Raw genomic sequence first — 17,822 nt, 5'->3', positions numbered from 1 at the left:
TTGTTGACGTACTTCTTGTTACCCTTTGGATCAATTTCGACGTATTCGAGATAGTTGACCAGCGTCTCTTTATTTTTGACGCAATCCCGGTCAAACTGCAGTAATGACGGATACTTCAAATGCATGACGGCAAGGCCGCTCATGATCGCATCATGAAGCGGGATTGCATCCTGACTCTTCCTTGGTCCGAAATCCGGTATTTTCGCAGCTTCTTTAGAAACGATGCTGATCAGTTTTTCGGCAACTGTCTTTCGATTAGATGGAGGCACAGTAAACAATAGTAGTCATGTAATGCAGGATATTTTACCTGATAGTCTGCGATTTCAGAACTGCCGGATCTGTCTACAAGCTTTGGTATTATTGGCCATAATCAATCTAGCGGGAATTGCTGGTAAATGAGTGGCGAAAGGTAGGAACTTTTATATGAAAGCGTGGTCTTAAGCTGTAATTCAATTATTCAATTATTCAATGTATAGACTAACTTCTTCTCAACTAAATCCAGCCCCTAAAGGCCTTTCTAATATTCAAGGCATGCCTTTAGCTGAACCTGGTGCAACAGGTCAGGCTTTCTTCCGAATGGTTACTGAAGTTGAACAACCTGTAACTAACCATAACATGACTGACCAATCTACAAGTTCAGATAATCAAGGGCATTTAAATCCTAAAAAAAAATGGTTGAAATATTTCGCTGTACAAAATCAAACCAGCTATAAAGATTCTCCTGCAATTCCAGTAGCTACCCCCATAAATCTAATTGAACCCCTGAAAAATTATCAGACTGCAGAATATGACCCTGAAAATAATACTTTTTCGATATACTCCTTAACAAAGGGGGTTCAATCAACCTCGCAAAACTCGACAGATGTTGATACCAAACTTAATCCACCTACTCAAATTCCTAACCAAGACGGCATTGGTAATTTTTCTAAATCTACAGCGTCGATTGCGATTATTACCCCACGATTGAAAAGTGAAAATCTTCAACAATATACATCTCCTTCGATTCAAGCCGAAGAAGCTATTGATGAAAATTCTTCACATATTGAATGCCAAAGGGAGCTTCACAAAGATCCCGCTTACGCCCAGAGCAAAAGGGAGCGCCAAAGGGAGCGCAGAAGGGAGCGCCAAAGGAAGCGTTACCAGACAGATCCCGCTTACGCCCAGCGCCAAAGGGAGCGCCAAAGGAAGCGTTACCAGACAGATCACGTTTATGCCGAGCGCCAAAGGGAGCGCCTGAGGGAGCTTCGCAAAGATCCCGCTTACGCCCAGCGCGAAAAAGAGCGCCAAAGGGAGCGCCAAAGGGAGCGCCGCAAGCAGTATCGTCAGTCAGTCAATTCAGCTAAAAAGTCAGGTGATTTACCACTGACTTCTAATTCAGCTGAAGCGACCCATAGTTCCAATAAAAATTTAGAAGGTGCTGCCCCCCGATTTTCAGTCGTCAAGCTGAAGGAATATTTACAGTCCCGATTGACCCCTTTCAGCCTTAGAGAACGGTCAGCAATCGAAGGGTAAGAAGGTAATGGTCGCTATTCGTCCGGGCAGGCAAACGGCACAAGCTGTTGTGCCTCAACGGGAGCTCCATTGGAACGATCATAGATAACGGAAAACTGCCGGTTATCCGGGAGCGTCAACGTCATAGTTTTATTTGGCGCTTTGGAGAGAGCAAACAGGTTCTTGACCGTTAGCCGGGAAACCCAACCGGCCTCGCCATTACCAGAAAGAACAGTAGAATGGCCGAACTAACTGGCCTTCCTGCACCATTAAAGCCCCGGTCAGGCTGCACTCGGTGGTTTGCTCTACCGTGTTCCATTCAAATATCTGTCCGGAGGTTAGAGACCGCATAGATTACCTTACATGGAGAGTCAGCTAATCCCCTCTAAACTCTTGCCAGCTCTGGCCTCCAGATTTTTTGTCCCGTACACAGGTAATAGCCATAGCAATTCTTTATGCTTGGTTGACATAAATATATGATGAATGTATGGCGAAAGGGAGGAACTTTATATAAGAAAGCGTGGTCTTAATCTGCAATTCGATAATTCAATAATTCAATGAATAGACCAACCTCTTCTCAATTAAGTCCAGCCCCTAATGGCCTTTCTAATATTCAAGGCATGTCTTTAGCTGAATCTGGTGCAGCAGGTCAGGCTTTTTCCCGAGTGGTTACTGAAGTTGGACAACCTGTAACTAAGCATGACATGACTGGCCAAACTACAAGTTCAGATAATCAAGGATATTTAAATCCTAAAATAAAATGGTTGAAAGATTTCGCTGTACAAAATCAAACTAGCTATAAAGATTCTCCTGCAATTCCAGTAGCTATACCACTGAAAAATTATCAGGTTGCAGAATATGACCCTGAAAATAATACTTTTTCGATATACTCCTTAACAAAGGGTGTTCAATCAACCTCGCAAAACTCGACAGATGTTGATACCAAACTTAATTCACCTATTCAAATTCCTAATCAAGACGCCATTAGTAATTTCTCTAAATCTACAGCGCCAATTGCGATTATTACCCCACAATTGACAAGTGAACATCTTCAACAATATACATCTCCTGCGATTCAAGCCGAAGAATCTATTGATGAAAATTCTTCACATATTGAATGCCAAAGGAAGCTTCGCAAAAATTCCGCTTACGCCCATCGCAAAAGGGAGCGTTACCAGACAGATCCCGCTTACGCCCAGCGCATAAGGGAGCACCAAAGGAAGCGTTACCAGAAAGATTCCGCTTATGCCCAGCGCCAAAGGGAGCGCCTAAGGGAGCTTCGCAAAGATCCCTCTTACGTCCAGCGCCAAAGGGAGCGCCAAAGGGAGCGTTACCAGACAGATCCCGCTTACGCCCAGCGCAAAAGGGAGCGCCAAAGGGAGCTTCGTAAAGATCCCGTTTACGCCCAGCGCGAAAGGGAGCGCCAAAGGGAGCATCGCAAAGACCCCGCGTACGCCCAGCGCCAAAGGGAGCGCCAAAGGGAGCTTCGCAAAGACCCCGCTTACGCCCAGCGCCAAAGGGAGCGCCAAAGGGAGCTTCGCAAAGACCCCGCTTACGCCCAGCGCCAAAGGGAGCGCAAAAAGCAGTGTCGTCAGTCAGTCAAGTCAGCTAAAACTCAGGTGATTAACCACTGACTTCTAATTGAGCTGAAACGACGCAGAGTTCCAGTAAAAAAACCTGCTCTTTTAAGGAGCCAGGTGCTGAATGGAAAGAAGCAAACGGTGGGTTACTGCGCCAGATCAATCTGCAACCCAGGTTATTAATGCTGCCACCGGCAATGACCTTGATACCGGATTTAGTCAATTCATAATCACCCCCGCCCAGGTAGTTTTCAGCTCCTTTTTATCTTCCTCAAAACTGAATTGAAACTGGCTGACGTTGCCAACCGGCAGCAGGGGCGCGGAATCATCAGCGGGTTTGATGTATATGCTTCCGGCACCGATAAACTACGATCCATTGTAGACATGACTTTTCATCTATCCTGTAGGTCATGGGTTAATCATGGGAGGGTTTCACATGGTAGAACTGGTGTTTGAACAGCCCAATGTGCTGGGTACTGAGTTAGAGGTGTGTTGCCAAAGTCCAATGACAGGCTTCTTCCGGAACGGGTTTTGTCATACCTGTCTGGAGGATGCTGGTAGTCATACAGTCTGCGCCCGGATGACCGATGAGTTTCTGCAATTTTCCCTGTCCAAAGGTAATGACCTCATCACACCCAACCCTGATTTTGGTTTTCCCGGTCTGAATGCCGGTGACCGCTGGTGTCTTTGCGCAACTCGTTGGGCAGAGGCCAATAAGGCAGGTGTTGCCCCACCGGTTTACCTGAACGCGACCAATATGACAGCGCTTGAAATTGTTGAGTTGGCTACGCTGGAGCAAATGGCATTGGATTGATATTAAAGGACGACTTCAATTTGAACGTCATCCGGTACTTTCCTTGTTGGCCTTGGCGCTGCTCTTCGTTAATGGATTCCAGCTGCAGCAGGATGGCCGGAAAGTCTAAACCCTGTTCCTGGCCGGTGGCTGAACACAGCAAAGCCAGTACCTGATTATCCAGATAATGGCCTTTCAATGATGAAATTGATGATTTGCAACTCTTTACGGTTAAAGGTACTTCTGTCAACTGCCAGCCAATTCTTTTCTTTACCTGAAGGCCTCCTATCACTGATTTTCAGGCTTAGCCACAGGAACAGGTGCCTGGAATTTTTTTGTTATGTGTTCTTACTGAGTTATTATGAACTTATGCGAATTGTCACTGTCTATTAGACATTGAGATGAATTAGGTAACGAGGTTGTTCTTCCGATTTCCCAGCCCTTATCATCACTCCAATCAAGTTTCATATGATTGAGATTTTTAGCCATCTGAATCCTGAAAAATACAATGTAAAAGAATTTAATTGGTGTAATATGGATAGATTACAAGGAATAGAAGAACAACAGAGCCTTTCAACGGCTGTATTTAATGCCTCAATAACTCAGCTACAATCAGCTGGTCAATCTCATTATCGCCAGGTGAAAAAGGCTAAAGTTGAGCCAAGTTTGTTTGGTATAGATTCAAGAACATATTCAGAAGAAGCAAAGTTTAAGTTCAATCGAGATTTTAAGAAGATAAAAGTTCAAGAATCAGAAACTTCAGATTTCACTCAACTCCACCATTTTGCACCAATAATCAACAGGGCCTGGAACAATCCTGAAATCATGAGGTATTTGCTTGAAACTCACAGTCAGTTTGTACATTGCTTTTGTAATGAAACAGAAGCTGCAAATACAATTAGTCGATTAACTGAATTCTTGTTGACAATTGATGAAGAAATGGCTTCTTTTGAAAAAAAAGACCCATTTGAACTTTTAAAAAAATATCCAATGACTGAAAATAATGAGTGTATAATAAAAGCCTGTGGCTTTTGTGTAAGAAATAGCAAAGACCGGTTTTGTGAAAAAAACATTATATTTTTTCTTGGATTACTTCCTTTGCTAATTGAACTTGAAAATCACGTAGACTTACCTGACTCTACACTTCGCTTTCCGGACCATTTTCTCGCAGACTTTTTTCTCTCAATGACTTCTGGTGGGGGAAGAGACTTCTTTTTAAATAAAAAAACAATTAAAAACTATTTAAAAACTTACAATGAAAAAAAAGAGTTATTCCATTACTTCTCTGAAAAAAACAATCAACTAAATTTATCCCCACTTTTTCTGATGCTGAATAATTATTACTGGAGTACACTATATACAAAAGATACACTGGAAACAAAAACAGTAGAAATCTCTAAAAAAAGTGAGTTATGGTCTTTCTTCTTCAATTCTGCAGCACCACAATATTTATTCAAAATTCTTTTTGATGGATTTTCAGATCATGAACATTCATGTTATGATGAACCGGCATATAAAAGTCAGAATTCTTTATTAAAAAATACCCTTTTAAAAACGGCAGAATTTAACTCCGACCTTATAAGATTTGGAGAAGAGTTTGAATTCAGCTTTAAAAGTGCATCAGGTAAAAAGTATTCACCAGATCTCCTTATAATAAAGTGGTCTGAACATATATCTGCCATAATTTCATCCATGAATATACCTGAATCAGAATTTTCAATAACCATTAAGAATGGCAACCAGGGTAAAGAGCTTTATTTCACTTTTGGTGACTGGAATTCTAAGTTTTATCCTGATTATGATGTCTTTGAGGTGAATTGCAGCCCTTATACAATAGAGCAAGTTTTCACCTGTAATGGAGCTACTTATACTGCTTATGAACTTTTTGATATATTTATTCTTGCCCCTGCAGAACTTTTTTTATTGAAAGGCATATCTGGGCATAAACATATAGATATCCGAAATTCTATCTCAAATAATCCGGAATTGTTATTCAGATTTTTACTTTCGGTAGAAAATGAACGCTTTTTAGTCAAAGCCCTTGACCGAGAGAGTGAGTGTGAAGAATATTTTCCATATCTGTCTATGTGTAATGGCGCTCCTCAGTGGAAATCGCTCCTGGATCACACCATTCAACTAATCAATAAAGAGCTTGCTGCCGGAAAAACAACGCAACCTACGGGTTTTTATACTTATGCGTACGCCTTTCAACAACTATGGGAATTAAAACATGTATATTGTCCTGCTAAAATCAGACTTGCCCCGCAACATGCAAGCAATAGTTCAGACAAAAGAGTCTGTAAACCAGATGGAACTCTCGAATTACGTTTCTGGCATGGTGCCCGAACAGGTCAGGAAGCAAGAAAAATTAACGAGATAATTCTGGCATGGATGAATACGCTATCGCAAAAACAAAAAAATAAAATTCCATTATTTTTAAAATTGGATGACGTTGAAGATATTGATTCAAATAGAATAGAAATGCTCTTTGATAATTTTTGTAAAAGCATAGGGTTACAGCCAGAAAACTATCGAGGTCTGATACGTTTTACCACTGTAAACGTCAATTCGATTTATTGATTCGTTACCAATTCCCGGTATTTGGTCTAAGTTGACTGGCTCATCAACAGCATGCCCCTCAGGAAACTAACTAAATGCCAGGTCTTATTGGTAACACCCCTTCTATTACAGATATTTCGCTATTCAAAGTTGGTGAAACCTGTTACATGACTGCTCACTGCAAGCATGATTGCTCAATCCACTTTGCTGATGGAACCATCTGTAAAGTTCAGCTATATGCCGCTCTATACTTTACTTACACGACAATATTTGGGAGTCGAAAGTACAGAATCCTTGGGACAAACCCATTTTGCTGAGCAAATGCCATATTTGGTAGAATCAACCAAACAGTGGCACATGGAGAGATTGAAAAATCATGTTCGAATTTAAAATGCCTAATATGAATATTTTTGAATGAGACAGTAATTGAACTCATTTATCTACCAAAATGGTGAACCGTCTAAGTCAACATTAATTCTATGCAGGTATTTGGCATCAACCTTGGTCATGATTTTATGATCTATAAGAATATCAGCAATTTCTTTGGAGTTTTTTTCTTTAAGTAAACCCTTGTCAAATCCAGCTTTATCCATTCTTTCATTTAAAAAATTGTAGTAGGACTTATCAATTCTCGCATTCCTTAAATTCCTGGCATAATGCTTATTTATACGGGCCTTTACCAGAGCCTGGTTATAAGATTTTATCTGTCTGTCACGAATTGACTTCATGATAAAATTTTTGAGCTTTTTAAGTGAAATGATGAGTATCTTGATAGGATTTTTCGAAGAAACCTTTTTTACATCAAATTCTCCAGAATCCTCAGCCAGCTGATTTTGATTAACATCTTGATTTGCAAAGGTAACTTTTCTTGAATTCGGCGGGATACGATTATCCATATGATGGTTCCTTATCTTAACTATTTGTTATCATTGGTATATCTTTCACTCATTCCGATGCTTGAAACTATATCACACCAGGTACTGTAAATAATTTTAGACTTAAGTTGTAACTGTGTTTGTTTTGGATAAGCAACCGGTAAATCTGCTGCGCCTTTACGGGAGCGCCATTGAAATGATCAAAAGCTTCGGAGAACTGCCGGTTATCCGCGAGCATCAACGCCATGGATTGATTGGCTACCCCAAAAAAAGCAAACAGGTTCATAACCGTCAGTCGCAAAACAAGGACTTCAATTCTTCGCGTCACGTCAGCAAAATACAGCAGGCATTACTCGGTGCAATATCAAACAGGGATTTAAAGATAGCCAGAGTAATTTATCGGGATCTGTTTATCTTGTGGAACTATCTAAGTAATTGGCAGTCCATATTAATGAACCATTAACTGAGGTTATCATCATGATTCAGGACAAAATGCCAACTATTCCGGCTGCTTCTAACAGCAATTCGCAGGGCAGTGAATCACCGTTTCACCTGCTTCCTGAGGCTTATTGGCCCGGTCAGCCCAAGCAACCAAAAGTATCAATTGAGCAAGCAGCTAAATTGTTACTAGATGGGCTGAAAAATCTGGATTACGAACAAGAAAGTCAAACTGCCGTATTAAAGCGAGTGATTGAAAAACATAATGACATGGCAAAAACTCCGGCCAATCGCCTGGTGCTTGCCGAACAGGATAACTTTGCTACCAGGTTCCCCAAACTGGATCAGTGGATTGTTAACAAACTATCCTTTCTATCCCCCAAACAGTTGATCGCTTTTGCCTTTGCCAGCCGCCACTTCAATCAATATTCTGAGGCGTGCGAGAATAATCAAGGCAGTCTGGAAAAAACCAGAATTGAATTTTTCCGCCACTATTTTTCTCAGGAAGGCTTGAAGGCCGGATTAGAAAAGCTTGACCTGTTACGAAGTTGCGAAATTATCCATGAAAATCAGATGTTCCAACTGGATGATGTTTGTACTGACTTACTGGATCATCTGGAACCAATAACGGCAACGGGAGAGTCATTGTACTTAAGTGATTTTAACTTTCCAGTAGCATTACGTATTGTCGGTGAAGTTCCCACCCTCTGGAAACGCCTGGCCCTCTCCATTGGTGATCCCTTCAATTTTCAATACACAAGAAAAGTTGAATTTGAATGCCCGAATGATTTCACAAAAGCAATGCTGACATTTCTGAATGATCTTGCCCTTAGAGGGTATGAGACATCTGTTCTGATTGATCCTTTAAAATCAAATGTCATAAGCCGGGTGGATCTTGCTGACAAACTGAAAATGGCCTTAGAGAATTCATAACACTGACCTCCGTTGTACTTCCGGCTTGAAATCTCACCGGATGAAAAACTGGACATAAGTATTAATTTTATACTGTCAGCTGCTGGCATAAAAATACTGCGGTGTGATAATCAAACGGCACCGCTGTGCAGTTCAGGAGCCTATCTCGAAACCATCATAGAGGTGATCTCTGAAAACAGGCATGTTAGTTTAAGTTCACAAAGTATCCACTATATCTCCTGCCCTCATTTCAATCAGGCTGAACATCCACTAACCAGACAACCACCGCCCTTCAAACCATGATAACGCTGACTTTCGAAGAACTTTACATCATCATTCTAAATAGCAGCAGCATAATTTTATGCCTTGTTGTCATAACGAATGGGTTGTTTGTTTTTTGTTTAAAGGCGGAACTATTTTAATAAGAAGAGGTCAGAGTATTGATTCAATAATTAAATAGTCTCATTATGTTTTTTAATACTAATAATTTGCCCCCAGTTCCTTATTTCACCTTCATTGGTCTGTCTCCAGCCTATATTAATCAGGTCAATAATGAATCACACCCAGCCTTATACCAACAGTTTTCTGTTGCTTCAGCTGTACCTGAGGTACAAATTTTAACTAACGCTACTGAAGAAACATCTTCTGATCGTGACCCAACTGAAAAAAAACCTGACAACAAGAAATTTATGTGTTCCTATTCTGGGTGTGGTAAAAAATTTGTAACGGATGGTACGCGCCGGATTCATGAGAGATCGATTCATTTAAACGAAAAAAATTTTAAGTGCCAAACCTGTAAAAAAAGATTCTTTCACAGATCTGATTTTATAAAACATACTTATATTCACAAAGGAATTAAACCCTATCTTTGCCTGAAGTGTAAAACATCTTTTTCTCAGTCTTCCAACTTATTTACCCATATAAAAAAACATCATCATATTCAGCCTGTAAAACAAGATAACTGGGTTAAGTTCTGAGTAATCTGGGAATCAGTAGATACTGATCGCTATCCATCAGGATAAAAATGCGGCAAAAACGTGGAGAAACTTTAATATAAACCCTTGGTCTTAGACTATAATTAATTAGTTCAACAACTCAATGAGTCTCTCAAATAAGCCAGCTCCAATAGAATTTGCTTTTCCTGACCCTTGTTTCAGTCCATCAGATTTATTAGGAAGAATAGGTAAATCTGGTTCAGGCAAAGGTCATTTGACGTATCAGTGTATGCCTGTTCAGGCATTGAAAACTCCTTTTCCCATTTACCATAACCAGTCAAACATGCCAAAAAATAACAATAATTCTTGTAATTCATTGAATAAACATGGCATTAAACCTATAACACCTGACGATAAAGCAAACTTTATCCGTACTGATGATCCTGACATACCAGAGTCAGTTCTTAATCAATATTTACCCCGGAGCTCCAGTTATAAACCTGAAGATGAAACGTTATCATTAATACCAAATATTCCTTTTCTTCAGGTGCTATGCCTAGCAGAGAGTGAGCCTGGGATCGGGGAGCCAACAACAGCGAGCCATTGGAATCCCGATGATCAGATAACCAATCTTTCTGTCGCATCTTCCAAGCCGCAAAGCCTGAACAAAAAAACAGGTGATAACCACACGAAACAGTCAGAGGATATTGTTAATAGTAACGCTTCAATAGCCAGGTGCCAAAGAAAGCATCGCCGAGATCCTGCTTACTTGCAGCGCAAGAGGGAGCGCCAAAGAGAGCTTCGTAAAAATCCTGCTTACGCCGAGCGCGAAAGGGAGCGTATTAGGCAGCGTCGCAAAGATCCTGCTTTCGCAGAGCGCGAAAGGGAGCGTATTAGGCAGCGTCGCAAAGATCCTGCTTTCGCAGAGCGCGACAGGGAGCGCTCCAGGCAGCGTCGCAAAGATCCTGTTTATGCCGAGCGGGAAAGGGAGCGTCGCAGGGAGCGCTATAGAGAACGTTACAAAGATCCGGCTTTCGCAGAGCGCGAAAGAGAGCGCCTTAGGCAGCTCCGCAGAAATCAAGCGAACTTAAAACGTCAATGTGCGCAGCAAACAGCGGGCTGCGAGAATGATCCTGGTTATACAACAGATGAGTGTCTCAAGCCATCCTGTGCATCTGGATTGACGTAAAGATTAAGTGTGGGTTGTCATCGGGGGAACTTTTTATAAGAATATCTGTCATAAGCCGTAATTCCATAATCCAAGAATTCAATGTAAAGACCTATTTTTTCTACTCGATTTATTGCAGCTTCTGATGTTTTTTCTAATTATCACGATGCTGCTTTTTCTGAATTCGGCTTATCAAGTCAAGTATTCTCCCGTGAAGTTGTAGAGGCAGCGAATATTCTATGTGCCATGCATACTGATAAAACCAGAAAACACCTTCAGCAGCCGAGGGAGCCTGTTCATATTTTAATTGATACTCTCCGGCTGAAAAAAAGGTCGATAGTGATCATTACCAGCCATACTAAACAAAATCAATCACCTGACTTTACGGTCAGAAGAAAGCATCAGATTAATACCCCCCCTCCTTCAGATACTCCAGGTAATGAACGGCTTTCAAACCAGCCCATTTTAAAGTCAGCACAACCAACCGGGCAACACTTATCAGTTACAGATATTCACCCCAATCCCTGTGAAATCTCTGTTCCATTACCCAACAGTCAAAATCTTGCTGGTCCTTTCTTCAGGCCAAAGTTGGCAGTTTCTACTATCAACACTCGATTAAACAGTGATCAGATTCAAAAAAATACATCACCTACCGGAAATAAGTTGGCTATTACAACTTCGGCTTCCGAACTGGGCCAATCTCAGACCATCTCTCAAGGTAAGACTTACCAGAAGGTTTACAATAAAGCTTACGCACAGACCGAGAAACGGTGGCTTACCAAAAAGCTTACTATAAAGCCTTCAAGAATACCGGTGATAGAGAACAAACAAGAATCGCTGGCAAGCAAGCTTCTACTTTGATAAGAGAATCACATAAAGCAAAAATTTTATAATAAAAAGTTCAACTATTGGAACCAAAGCAGTAAATCAGCCAAAAACGTCAGATCACTTGAGACAAATTAGTTTTATTTCAGGCAGGAACTTTTTAAAAAAATAGCGGTCTTAATCTATAATTCAAGAGTGCAATAATTCAATGGAAAGACTTAACGTAGGCTCACATATCGCTTCTGCCTCTTCCTGTGTTCAGGATTCTTCAGACGTAACTGTAATACCACCTGATGATTCCAGTCCGATGCCAAGCATGACTGGCCATTATGTGCGGAAACTTGATCCATCTCACAATGTTTTTTTAGTGGATAGATTGCTCAATCAGGTCACACTTCCATCTCCATGTTCACTTAATGATTTTTCAATATCTCATTCCCCATTATTTGAAAAAGAAATAATGCGCCCGGATCTTTATTCACCGAAGCCACCTGACGAAATTTTTTCTTGTGACCATCCATGCACAGATCCAACATTAACAAACGCAGAACAAACAGCCCATCAATTACCTCCGGAAAATCCATTGGCATGTTTGTCTAATCCGTCATCACGCCCAGACACTCCCCCTGATCTGTTGCATAAAGACACACAAGAGCAAGTTATAACTGCAACCGTTGAGAGTAAGACACATGAATCGTGCAGTTCTGAGGAACCCCTGCCCCTGACACCCGCAGAAGCTCACAAGCAGTCCATGAAAATGAAGGCTCACTGGAAAGGTTACGCACAGTCCAGAAATACCAGGGCTTATAAGAAAACATACCGTGAGTCTTACAAAGGGAAGGCTTCCAAAAAGTCTTACTCTCATTCCAGGAAACGAAAGTCTTCCAAAAACAACTGGGCAAAGTCCGAGAGAGGAAGGGCTTACATGAAGGCTTACCGGAAGGCTTACAATTCAGTTTTAAACGGAGTCGATGGTGATCGGGAAAAGGCAAGAATTGCCGGAAAGGAAGCTGCCGCCATTATCCTGGATTCGTATCGAGTAATGAAAAACCAAGCTTGATTCGAGCTCTATTTTCTTTCCATTTATTTTATAACTTGATCAAATAGTCATAAAAAGCTTTTCATTGTTATTAACTTAAATATTGATTGGTATGCCTTGGGGAGGAACTTTTATAAGCAAATAGAGGTCTTAAGTTAAAATTCAATAATTCAATGAATATTCCTGCCTATCCTGCTAACTTTAATGTGGCTTCTGACCGCTTTAATTATTTCCAAACTACGATTTATTCTCAATCTGCCACGTCGTGTCAGGCCTTCTCCCGTGAAGTTGTTGATGTAGACAATATTCAATGCATTATTCATACTGACGAAACGACTAAAAGTCACCTTCAGACAATGGTGCTTTTTGATAATCCATTTTCCAATCTCCGGCTTAACAACAGGTCGATAGGCATCGCAAACAACTATATGAAAGATGATCATCCAATTCACTTACCTGTCGGAATTAAAACACAGAACGATAATCTAATCACAACGATCAATCTTTACCCATCTATCATGATAGGATTTACCCATGGCCTGAAAAGCGAAAGACTTACAACGAACCAGAGAAATGTATTTCTTCCTGCAGTTCTCTTGAACAGTCCGAGAAACGTAAGTATTACCATCGAGCTTACTCGAAGACCGAGAAACGGAAAGCTGATCTGAAGACATACAGGAAAGCTTATGAACAATCCAGGAGAGTTAAGGCAAATAAACCAGTCTGGCTTAAAATTCAGAGATGAACTTTTATAAGAAAGAGCAATCTTACTATGAAACTTAACAATTCAATAATTCAATGAAAATTTCTGATTTCTCTACTCAATCAAATATTACTTCTGAGCTCTTCCCTTATTTTAAAGATAATACTGATTCTTTATCTGGAGTATCGGTTCAGGCTTTCTCCCGTGAAGTGATCGAAGCAGCTAATATTCTATGTTCGATGCGTATTGATACAACGAACAAATATGACTCTCAGTGTCTAACGGTGATTTTTCATAAATCATCTGATAATCCAATGCTTGGAAATAGGTCAATAGCAATCATTAACAACCCTGCAAACGAAGATCAACCTGTAGTGAGTCATTTATCTCAAGCCAACACTCTCGGAGACACCTTATCAATGTCGTATAAAAGCATCATGGTTAATGATAAACGATACGATAAAGCCAAGAAGAACCAAGCCAGATACGAAGTATCTGATAAAGGTAAGAAGTCCAGAGCCAGATACGAAGCGTCTGATAAAGGTAAGAAGACCAAATCCAGATACGAGGCATCAGACAAAGGCAAGGAGACCAGAGCCAGATACCGAACGTCCGACCAGGGCAAGATGGTCGCATACAGGGCCAAAGCCAAATATTATTCATCCGTCAAAGGCAAGGTGAAAAATGCCATATATAGTGCAAATTTAATGGCCTACAAAAAAGCTATAAGAAAAGGCTTTAGTGAAAAAGTAGCAAGGGAAAAAGGAAAAGAGGCAGCTAATGCAAAACAAGCAGAACTTTCTTCATTGCTACCCCATCCTCTGCAGTTTAATGAAAGAACAAATATCAACAATCGGGTTCAAACCCAACCTATCTTGAGTGGACGATCAACAAACGAAAAGTAAGCAGGTGTTTTTCACCGTACTCTGGCTAGGTGCCCCCGTAGCGAGGACGACAGAAAATTGAGGATAAAAATTCGGTTTTGTGAGGTGAATATTGACCAGTTTTTTTTTCAGGAAGGAACTTTTTTATAAAATAATTGCCTCAGCCTTTAATTCGACAATTTTATAATTCAATGAATCTCTTTAATAACTTACCCTCATTCGAGCCTTCCTGTTCAGATACTCGTTCCTGCTCATTATATTCAATAGAGCAACTGATTCCACCTGTTGATAACGATCAGCAGCCTTCATATCATGGTATGTCTGTTCATGTGCTGGAATTATCTTTACCTGCTTACCATAATCATTCGGATTTTTGCCAAAATAATCCTGGTTCTTTTCATTCCCTGCTTGAATATGATATTGATCATCTGATTTTTACCGATTCAGCCGCGACTTTCGGCAATGAACTCCCTGACATACAACAATCAGACCTTGATTACTATGTACCCTGGGATTCTGATAATGAACTTGTTAAGTCCAGGCTAACACCAGTGCCAGGTGCCCCTTTTATTCAGCAGGCATTCTTATCGGTGAGTGAGCCAGAAACCAGAAATCCAATACCTACGTGCCATTGGCATCCAGATGATCAGATAATCAATCTTTCTACCGCACCTTTTAGCCCACAAAATCTAAATCAAACGACAAGTTATAGCCAAATACCCAAATCAGAGGGGTTCGCTGACGGTAACGCTGCAATAGTTGAGGGTCAAAGGAAGTTTCGCAATGACCCCGCCTACAATGCATGTCAAAGGCAGAGAATCAGGAACTCCCAAAGGATGCGTTACAAAGATCCCGCTTATTATGCAGAGCATTTAAAGAGAAACAGGGAGTACCAAAGGAGGCGTCGCAAAGATCCCGTATATGCAGAATATTTAAGGAAGAGAAACAGGGAGTACCAAAGGAAGCGTCGCAGAGATCCCGCTAAAGCAGAGCTTGACAGGGTGAGAAGCAGGATCAACCAAAGGAAACGTCTCCGAGATCCTGCTATAGCAGAGCGTAACAGGGAGAAAAGCAGGAACTACCAGAGGGAGCGTCTCAAAGATCCCGCTTACGTAGAGTATAAAAGGGAGAAAAGCAGGGAGTACCACAGGAAGCGTAGTAAGGATCCCGCTTACGTAGAGTATAAAAGGGAGAAAAGCAGGGAGTACCAAAGGAAGCATAGTAAGGATCCCGTTTACTTAGAGCGTAAAAGAATGCTGCAAAGGGAGCACATTAGACGCCGCAACGAGAATATTTTCGATCACGCAAAGCACCAAAGAGAGATTAGCAATCTACCATGCTTACCTGGCGTATGAATGAGCGCTTTGAAAGATTGAGTTTGAGCAGGAGAACAGCATCTTCAATAAGCCAATTCAGCTGTAAAATCTGGTGAATCATTCTTTTTGATGGCGCGCTCGGGAGGATTCGAACCTCCGACCGCCTGGTTCGTAGCCAGGTACTCTATCCAGCTGAGCTACGAGCGCGTATAGACTGAAACGATTGCAAACTGTGTTGAAACAACCGTCTGCATTCAGTGGCGTGGATCATACATAAACCATTGCCTTATGTACAGTACTCATGGAACAAAATATCACCGGTCAATTCAGGGCTGGCAGTCGCCAGTCTATAGGCTGTATTCCATGACTGACCAGATAATCATTGCTCCTGGAAAAAGGTCGGCTGCCAAAAAAGCCTCGATAAGCTGATAGTGGCGATGGGTGAACAGATGTCAGAACCAGGTGTTTACCGGTATCAATAAACCGCCCTTTTTTCTGTGCGTAGCTGCCCCACAAAATAAAAACAATATGCTCTCGCTGCTCATTTAACGCGGCAACAATCTGGTCAGTGAATGTCTCCCATCCCCTGCCCTGATGAGAAGCAGGCTGCTTATGTTCGACTGTCAACACACTGTTGAGCAGTAACACTCCCTGATGGGCCCAGTGTTCCAGAAATCCATGATTGGCCGGCGGAATGCCCAGATCTGACTCCAACTCTTTATACATATTAACCAGTGAAGGAGGAATGGCGACGTCGGGACGTACCGAAAAACTTAACCCATGAGCCTGACCCGGTCCGTGATAAGGGTCCTGCCCAAGAATCACCACTTTGACCCGCGCAAACGGTGTCAGGTCCAGGGCCCGGAAGTATTCTGCCCCCCTGGGGTAAATCATTTTGCCCTGAGCCTTTTCATGTTGCAGAAAGGTGCGCAGGGTCTGCATATACTCTTTGGTAAATTCATCCTGAAGCATGGCTTTCCAGGAAGGCTCCAATTTGATGTCTGGCATCACCCTACCTCAAATAACATTGACAAATAAATTACCTCCAACCGCATAAGAGCCAACTACACTCTTTGCCAGCCAACGCACTTTAGCACAGCAACACATTTACTAATAACAACTCAGTCTTCGTTACGGATCGCCTTCAATACAATGCAAACTTTTAATAAAGCATCGATCAGAATCTCTGCGGTTGCAGCCCTTCTTTTTAGCTGCCAGTCCCTGGCAATGCTCGAACGCAGGATGGCCATCGAAATCAATGCCAATTCTATTCACTTCGCCATCGCCGACGTCAACAACAAGACCGACAAAGTTTACCGGCACCTTGATTACGGCTCTCTGGAAGCGGGTTTCTACGATGACCTGTCAGCCAGTGACAACGGTTTTTTCAGCAACTTTATGCTAAAAAAGGCTCAGAGACTCTTTCAAAAACTGCGAACCCGGCAGGAACATTTCAAGGCAGTGCAAGTAAGAGCCGTTGCTACTGATATTTTCAGGGAGGCTCATAACGCCGAAGAGCTGGTGCAAAAGATACGGCGTACAACCGGTATCGATATTCGCATTCTCTCCCCTGAAGAAGAAGATCGAATGGATTTTTTCTCTGCTTTAACGGCGACTGATCATTCTGAATCACCCGTCGTCTGGGATATCGGGAAGGAGAGTTTTCAGTTGATTATCTCCGATCCTGAAGCTGGCCCATTTGCCCACAAAGGTGATTTTGGTTCTGTTTCTTTTATGGAATACCTGAAGGAAGTTGTCCAGAACAAACCAACTGATTTGCCGGGGTCATTATCCCCCATATCAACTGAAGAACTCGAAGCAGGTATCACCTTCGCACGATATCTTGCCCGGAGAACGCCGGTCATTATTCGCAATGAACTGAAGAAAGATCAGGTTAAAATCACCGGTATCGGCCCGGTATTTCAGGAAGGCTTCGCAGAAGATATCACCATGCACCAAATGTCTTTGGACAAAGGCAAACTGGAGCGATATATCCTGGATCAGGCCTCATCCATCGGCACCAATGAAGCCAGTCTTTCAAGTGCAATTCTGGTATTTGGTTTCATGGAAGAGCTGGACATTACGCAGATGTTTATCTCCGATCATAACAGCACTGTCGGAATGCTCGAATTTCCAATTCTCTGGCATTAATAAATGTTTCAATGGAGTAATAGTAAAAGAAAATTTTTTCTTTTACTCTTCGTCGATTGTGCATTTCCCTTCCATGCATTGAAAAATTAGTGAAAGCCTGAAGAATCATGAGAGTTCAAATGGTTCTGCAGGCTTTTCCACGGTGGAAGAAGA

Annotated in this window: 17 protein-coding genes and 1 tRNA gene; 13 read left to right on the top strand and 5 right to left on the bottom strand. The window is 41.6% G+C overall.

Annotated elements, in window-relative coordinates:
* A partial coding sequence (locus ACO6V1_RS17680) for a hypothetical protein (RefSeq protein WP_422467847.1) occupies positions 1-269 on the bottom strand: 269 nt, incomplete at its 3' end.
* Positions 270-468: 199 nt separating this feature from the next.
* Between ACO6V1_RS17680 and ACO6V1_RS17675 the strand changes: the two genes are divergently transcribed.
* From ACO6V1_RS17675 to ACO6V1_RS17665, 3 genes are all read left to right on the top strand, one after another.
* The gene (locus ACO6V1_RS17675) at positions 469-1,512 is read left to right on the top strand and encodes a hypothetical protein (RefSeq protein ID WP_422467845.1); all 1,044 of its coding nucleotides are present in this window, start codon (positions 469-471) and stop codon (positions 1,510-1,512) included.
* Positions 1,513-2,525: 1,013 nt separating this feature from the next.
* Positions 2,526-3,125: a hypothetical protein gene (locus tag ACO6V1_RS17670; protein WP_422467843.1), complete on the top strand. Its 600-nt coding sequence runs from the start codon at positions 2,526-2,528 to the stop codon at positions 3,123-3,125.
* 367 nt (positions 3,126-3,492) lie between these two features.
* The gene (locus ACO6V1_RS17665) at positions 3,493-3,885 is read left to right on the top strand and encodes a DUF2237 family protein (RefSeq protein WP_422445581.1); all 393 of its coding nucleotides are present in this window, start codon (positions 3,493-3,495) and stop codon (positions 3,883-3,885) included.
* On the opposite strand, the gene ACO6V1_RS17660 is transcribed toward ACO6V1_RS17665, so the two are convergent.
* Complete coding sequence (locus ACO6V1_RS17660) at positions 3,857-4,114, bottom strand: hypothetical protein (protein WP_422445583.1); 258 nt, start codon at positions 4,112-4,114, stop codon at positions 3,857-3,859. The two genes, ACO6V1_RS17665 and ACO6V1_RS17660, sit on opposite strands and share 29 nt — an antisense overlap.
* A 218-nt stretch (positions 4,115-4,332) precedes the next feature.
* Here ACO6V1_RS17660 and ACO6V1_RS17655 point away from each other — a divergent pair, with 218 nt between their 5' ends.
* Positions 4,333-6,444: a hypothetical protein gene (locus ACO6V1_RS17655; protein WP_422459592.1), complete on the top strand. Its 2,112-nt coding sequence runs from the start codon at positions 4,333-4,335 to the stop codon at positions 6,442-6,444.
* Positions 6,445-6,863: 419 nt separating this feature from the next.
* On the opposite strand, the gene ACO6V1_RS17650 is transcribed toward ACO6V1_RS17655, so the two are convergent.
* Positions 6,864-7,319 (bottom strand): hypothetical protein, encoded by a 456-nt coding sequence (locus ACO6V1_RS17650; RefSeq protein WP_422445587.1) that lies wholly within the window; start codon positions 7,317-7,319, stop codon positions 6,864-6,866.
* A gap of 124 nt (positions 7,320-7,443) precedes the next feature.
* Here ACO6V1_RS17650 and ACO6V1_RS17645 point away from each other — a divergent pair, with 124 nt between their 5' ends.
* From ACO6V1_RS17645 to ACO6V1_RS17610, 8 genes are all read left to right on the top strand, one after another.
* Positions 7,444-7,761, top strand: coding sequence for a hypothetical protein (locus ACO6V1_RS17645; protein WP_422445589.1), 318 nt, complete (start codon positions 7,444-7,446; stop codon positions 7,759-7,761).
* Positions 7,762-7,775: 14 nt separating this feature from the next.
* On the top strand, positions 7,776-8,669 hold the full coding sequence (locus ACO6V1_RS17640) for a hypothetical protein (protein ID WP_422445591.1): 894 nt from the start codon (positions 7,776-7,778) through the stop codon (positions 8,667-8,669).
* Positions 8,670-9,115: 446 nt separating this feature from the next.
* Positions 9,116-9,625 carry a C2H2-type zinc finger protein gene (locus tag ACO6V1_RS17635; protein ID WP_422445593.1) on the top strand — a complete coding sequence of 170 codons (510 nt, stop codon included), beginning with the start codon at positions 9,116-9,118 and terminating at the stop codon, positions 9,623-9,625.
* Positions 9,626-9,746: 121 nt separating this feature from the next.
* Entirely contained in the window at positions 9,747-10,772 is a 1,026-nt protein-coding gene (locus tag ACO6V1_RS17630) for a hypothetical protein (RefSeq protein WP_422445595.1), read from the top strand.
* Positions 10,773-10,997: 225 nt separating this feature from the next.
* On the top strand, positions 10,998-11,612 hold the full coding sequence (locus ACO6V1_RS17625; RefSeq protein ID WP_422445597.1) for a hypothetical protein: 615 nt from the start codon (positions 10,998-11,000) through the stop codon (positions 11,610-11,612).
* A 172-nt stretch (positions 11,613-11,784) separates the two neighbouring features.
* Positions 11,785-12,636 (top strand): hypothetical protein, encoded by an 852-nt coding sequence (locus tag ACO6V1_RS17620; RefSeq protein WP_422459602.1) that lies wholly within the window; start codon positions 11,785-11,787, stop codon positions 12,634-12,636.
* Positions 12,637-13,413: 777 nt separating this feature from the next.
* Positions 13,414-14,223, top strand: coding sequence for a hypothetical protein (locus tag ACO6V1_RS17615; RefSeq protein ID WP_422445603.1), 810 nt, complete (start codon positions 13,414-13,416; stop codon positions 14,221-14,223).
* Between the two features lie 308 nt (positions 14,224-14,531).
* Positions 14,532-15,557 (top strand): hypothetical protein, encoded by a 1,026-nt coding sequence (locus tag ACO6V1_RS17610; protein ID WP_422467841.1) that lies wholly within the window; start codon positions 14,532-14,534, stop codon positions 15,555-15,557.
* Positions 15,558-15,648: 91 nt separating this feature from the next.
* On the opposite strand, the gene ACO6V1_RS17605 is transcribed toward ACO6V1_RS17610, so the two are convergent.
* Together ACO6V1_RS17605 and ung are read right to left on the bottom strand one after the other, a co-directional pair.
* A tRNA-Arg gene (locus ACO6V1_RS17605) sits at positions 15,649-15,725 on the bottom strand.
* A gap of 114 nt (positions 15,726-15,839) precedes the next feature.
* Positions 15,840-16,526 carry a uracil-DNA glycosylase gene (ung, locus tag ACO6V1_RS17600; RefSeq protein WP_422445607.1) on the bottom strand — a complete coding sequence of 229 codons (687 nt, stop codon included), beginning with the start codon at positions 16,524-16,526 and terminating at the stop codon, positions 15,840-15,842.
* 144 nt (positions 16,527-16,670) lie between these two features.
* Between ung and ACO6V1_RS17595 the strand changes: the two genes are divergently transcribed.
* Positions 16,671-17,669 carry a Ppx/GppA phosphatase family protein gene (locus tag ACO6V1_RS17595; protein ID WP_422445609.1) on the top strand — a complete coding sequence of 333 codons (999 nt, stop codon included), beginning with the start codon at positions 16,671-16,673 and terminating at the stop codon, positions 17,667-17,669.
* Positions 17,670-17,822: the final 153 nt, after the last annotated feature.

It is taken from the genome of Endozoicomonas sp. ALC013, from assembly GCF_049310205.1.
Taxonomy (GTDB): Bacteria; Pseudomonadota; Gammaproteobacteria; order Pseudomonadales; family Endozoicomonadaceae; genus Endozoicomonas.
This window is presented reverse-complemented; position numbering and strand designations above follow the sequence as displayed.

Excerpts from the sequence above, each read along its gene's own strand:
- ACO6V1_RS17675 (WP_422467845.1), top strand. The coding sequence starts at position 469 with ATGTATAGACTAACTTCTTCTCAACTAAATCCAGCCCCTAAAGGCCTT.
- ACO6V1_RS17665 (WP_422445581.1), top strand. The coding sequence starts at position 3,493 with ATGGGAGGGTTTCACATGGTAGAACTGGTGTTTGAACAGCCCAATGTG.
- ACO6V1_RS17655 (WP_422459592.1), top strand. The coding sequence starts at position 4,333 with ATGATTGAGATTTTTAGCCATCTGAATCCTGAAAAATACAATGTAAAA.
- ACO6V1_RS17650 (WP_422445587.1), bottom strand. The coding sequence starts at position 7,319 with ATGGATAATCGTATCCCGCCGAATTCAAGAAAAGTTACCTTTGCAAAT.
- ACO6V1_RS17640 (WP_422445591.1), top strand. The coding sequence starts at position 7,776 with ATGATTCAGGACAAAATGCCAACTATTCCGGCTGCTTCTAACAGCAAT.
- ACO6V1_RS17635 (WP_422445593.1), top strand. The coding sequence starts at position 9,116 with ATGTTTTTTAATACTAATAATTTGCCCCCAGTTCCTTATTTCACCTTC.
- ACO6V1_RS17630 (WP_422445595.1), top strand. The coding sequence starts at position 9,747 with ATGAGTCTCTCAAATAAGCCAGCTCCAATAGAATTTGCTTTTCCTGAC.
- ACO6V1_RS17625 (WP_422445597.1), top strand. The coding sequence starts at position 10,998 with ATGCATACTGATAAAACCAGAAAACACCTTCAGCAGCCGAGGGAGCCT.
- ACO6V1_RS17620 (WP_422459602.1), top strand. The coding sequence starts at position 11,785 with ATGGAAAGACTTAACGTAGGCTCACATATCGCTTCTGCCTCTTCCTGT.
- ACO6V1_RS17615 (WP_422445603.1), top strand. The coding sequence starts at position 13,414 with ATGAAAATTTCTGATTTCTCTACTCAATCAAATATTACTTCTGAGCTC.
- ung (WP_422445607.1), bottom strand. The coding sequence starts at position 16,526 with ATGCCAGACATCAAATTGGAGCCTTCCTGGAAAGCCATGCTTCAGGAT.
- ACO6V1_RS17595 (WP_422445609.1), top strand. The coding sequence starts at position 16,671 with ATGCAAACTTTTAATAAAGCATCGATCAGAATCTCTGCGGTTGCAGCC.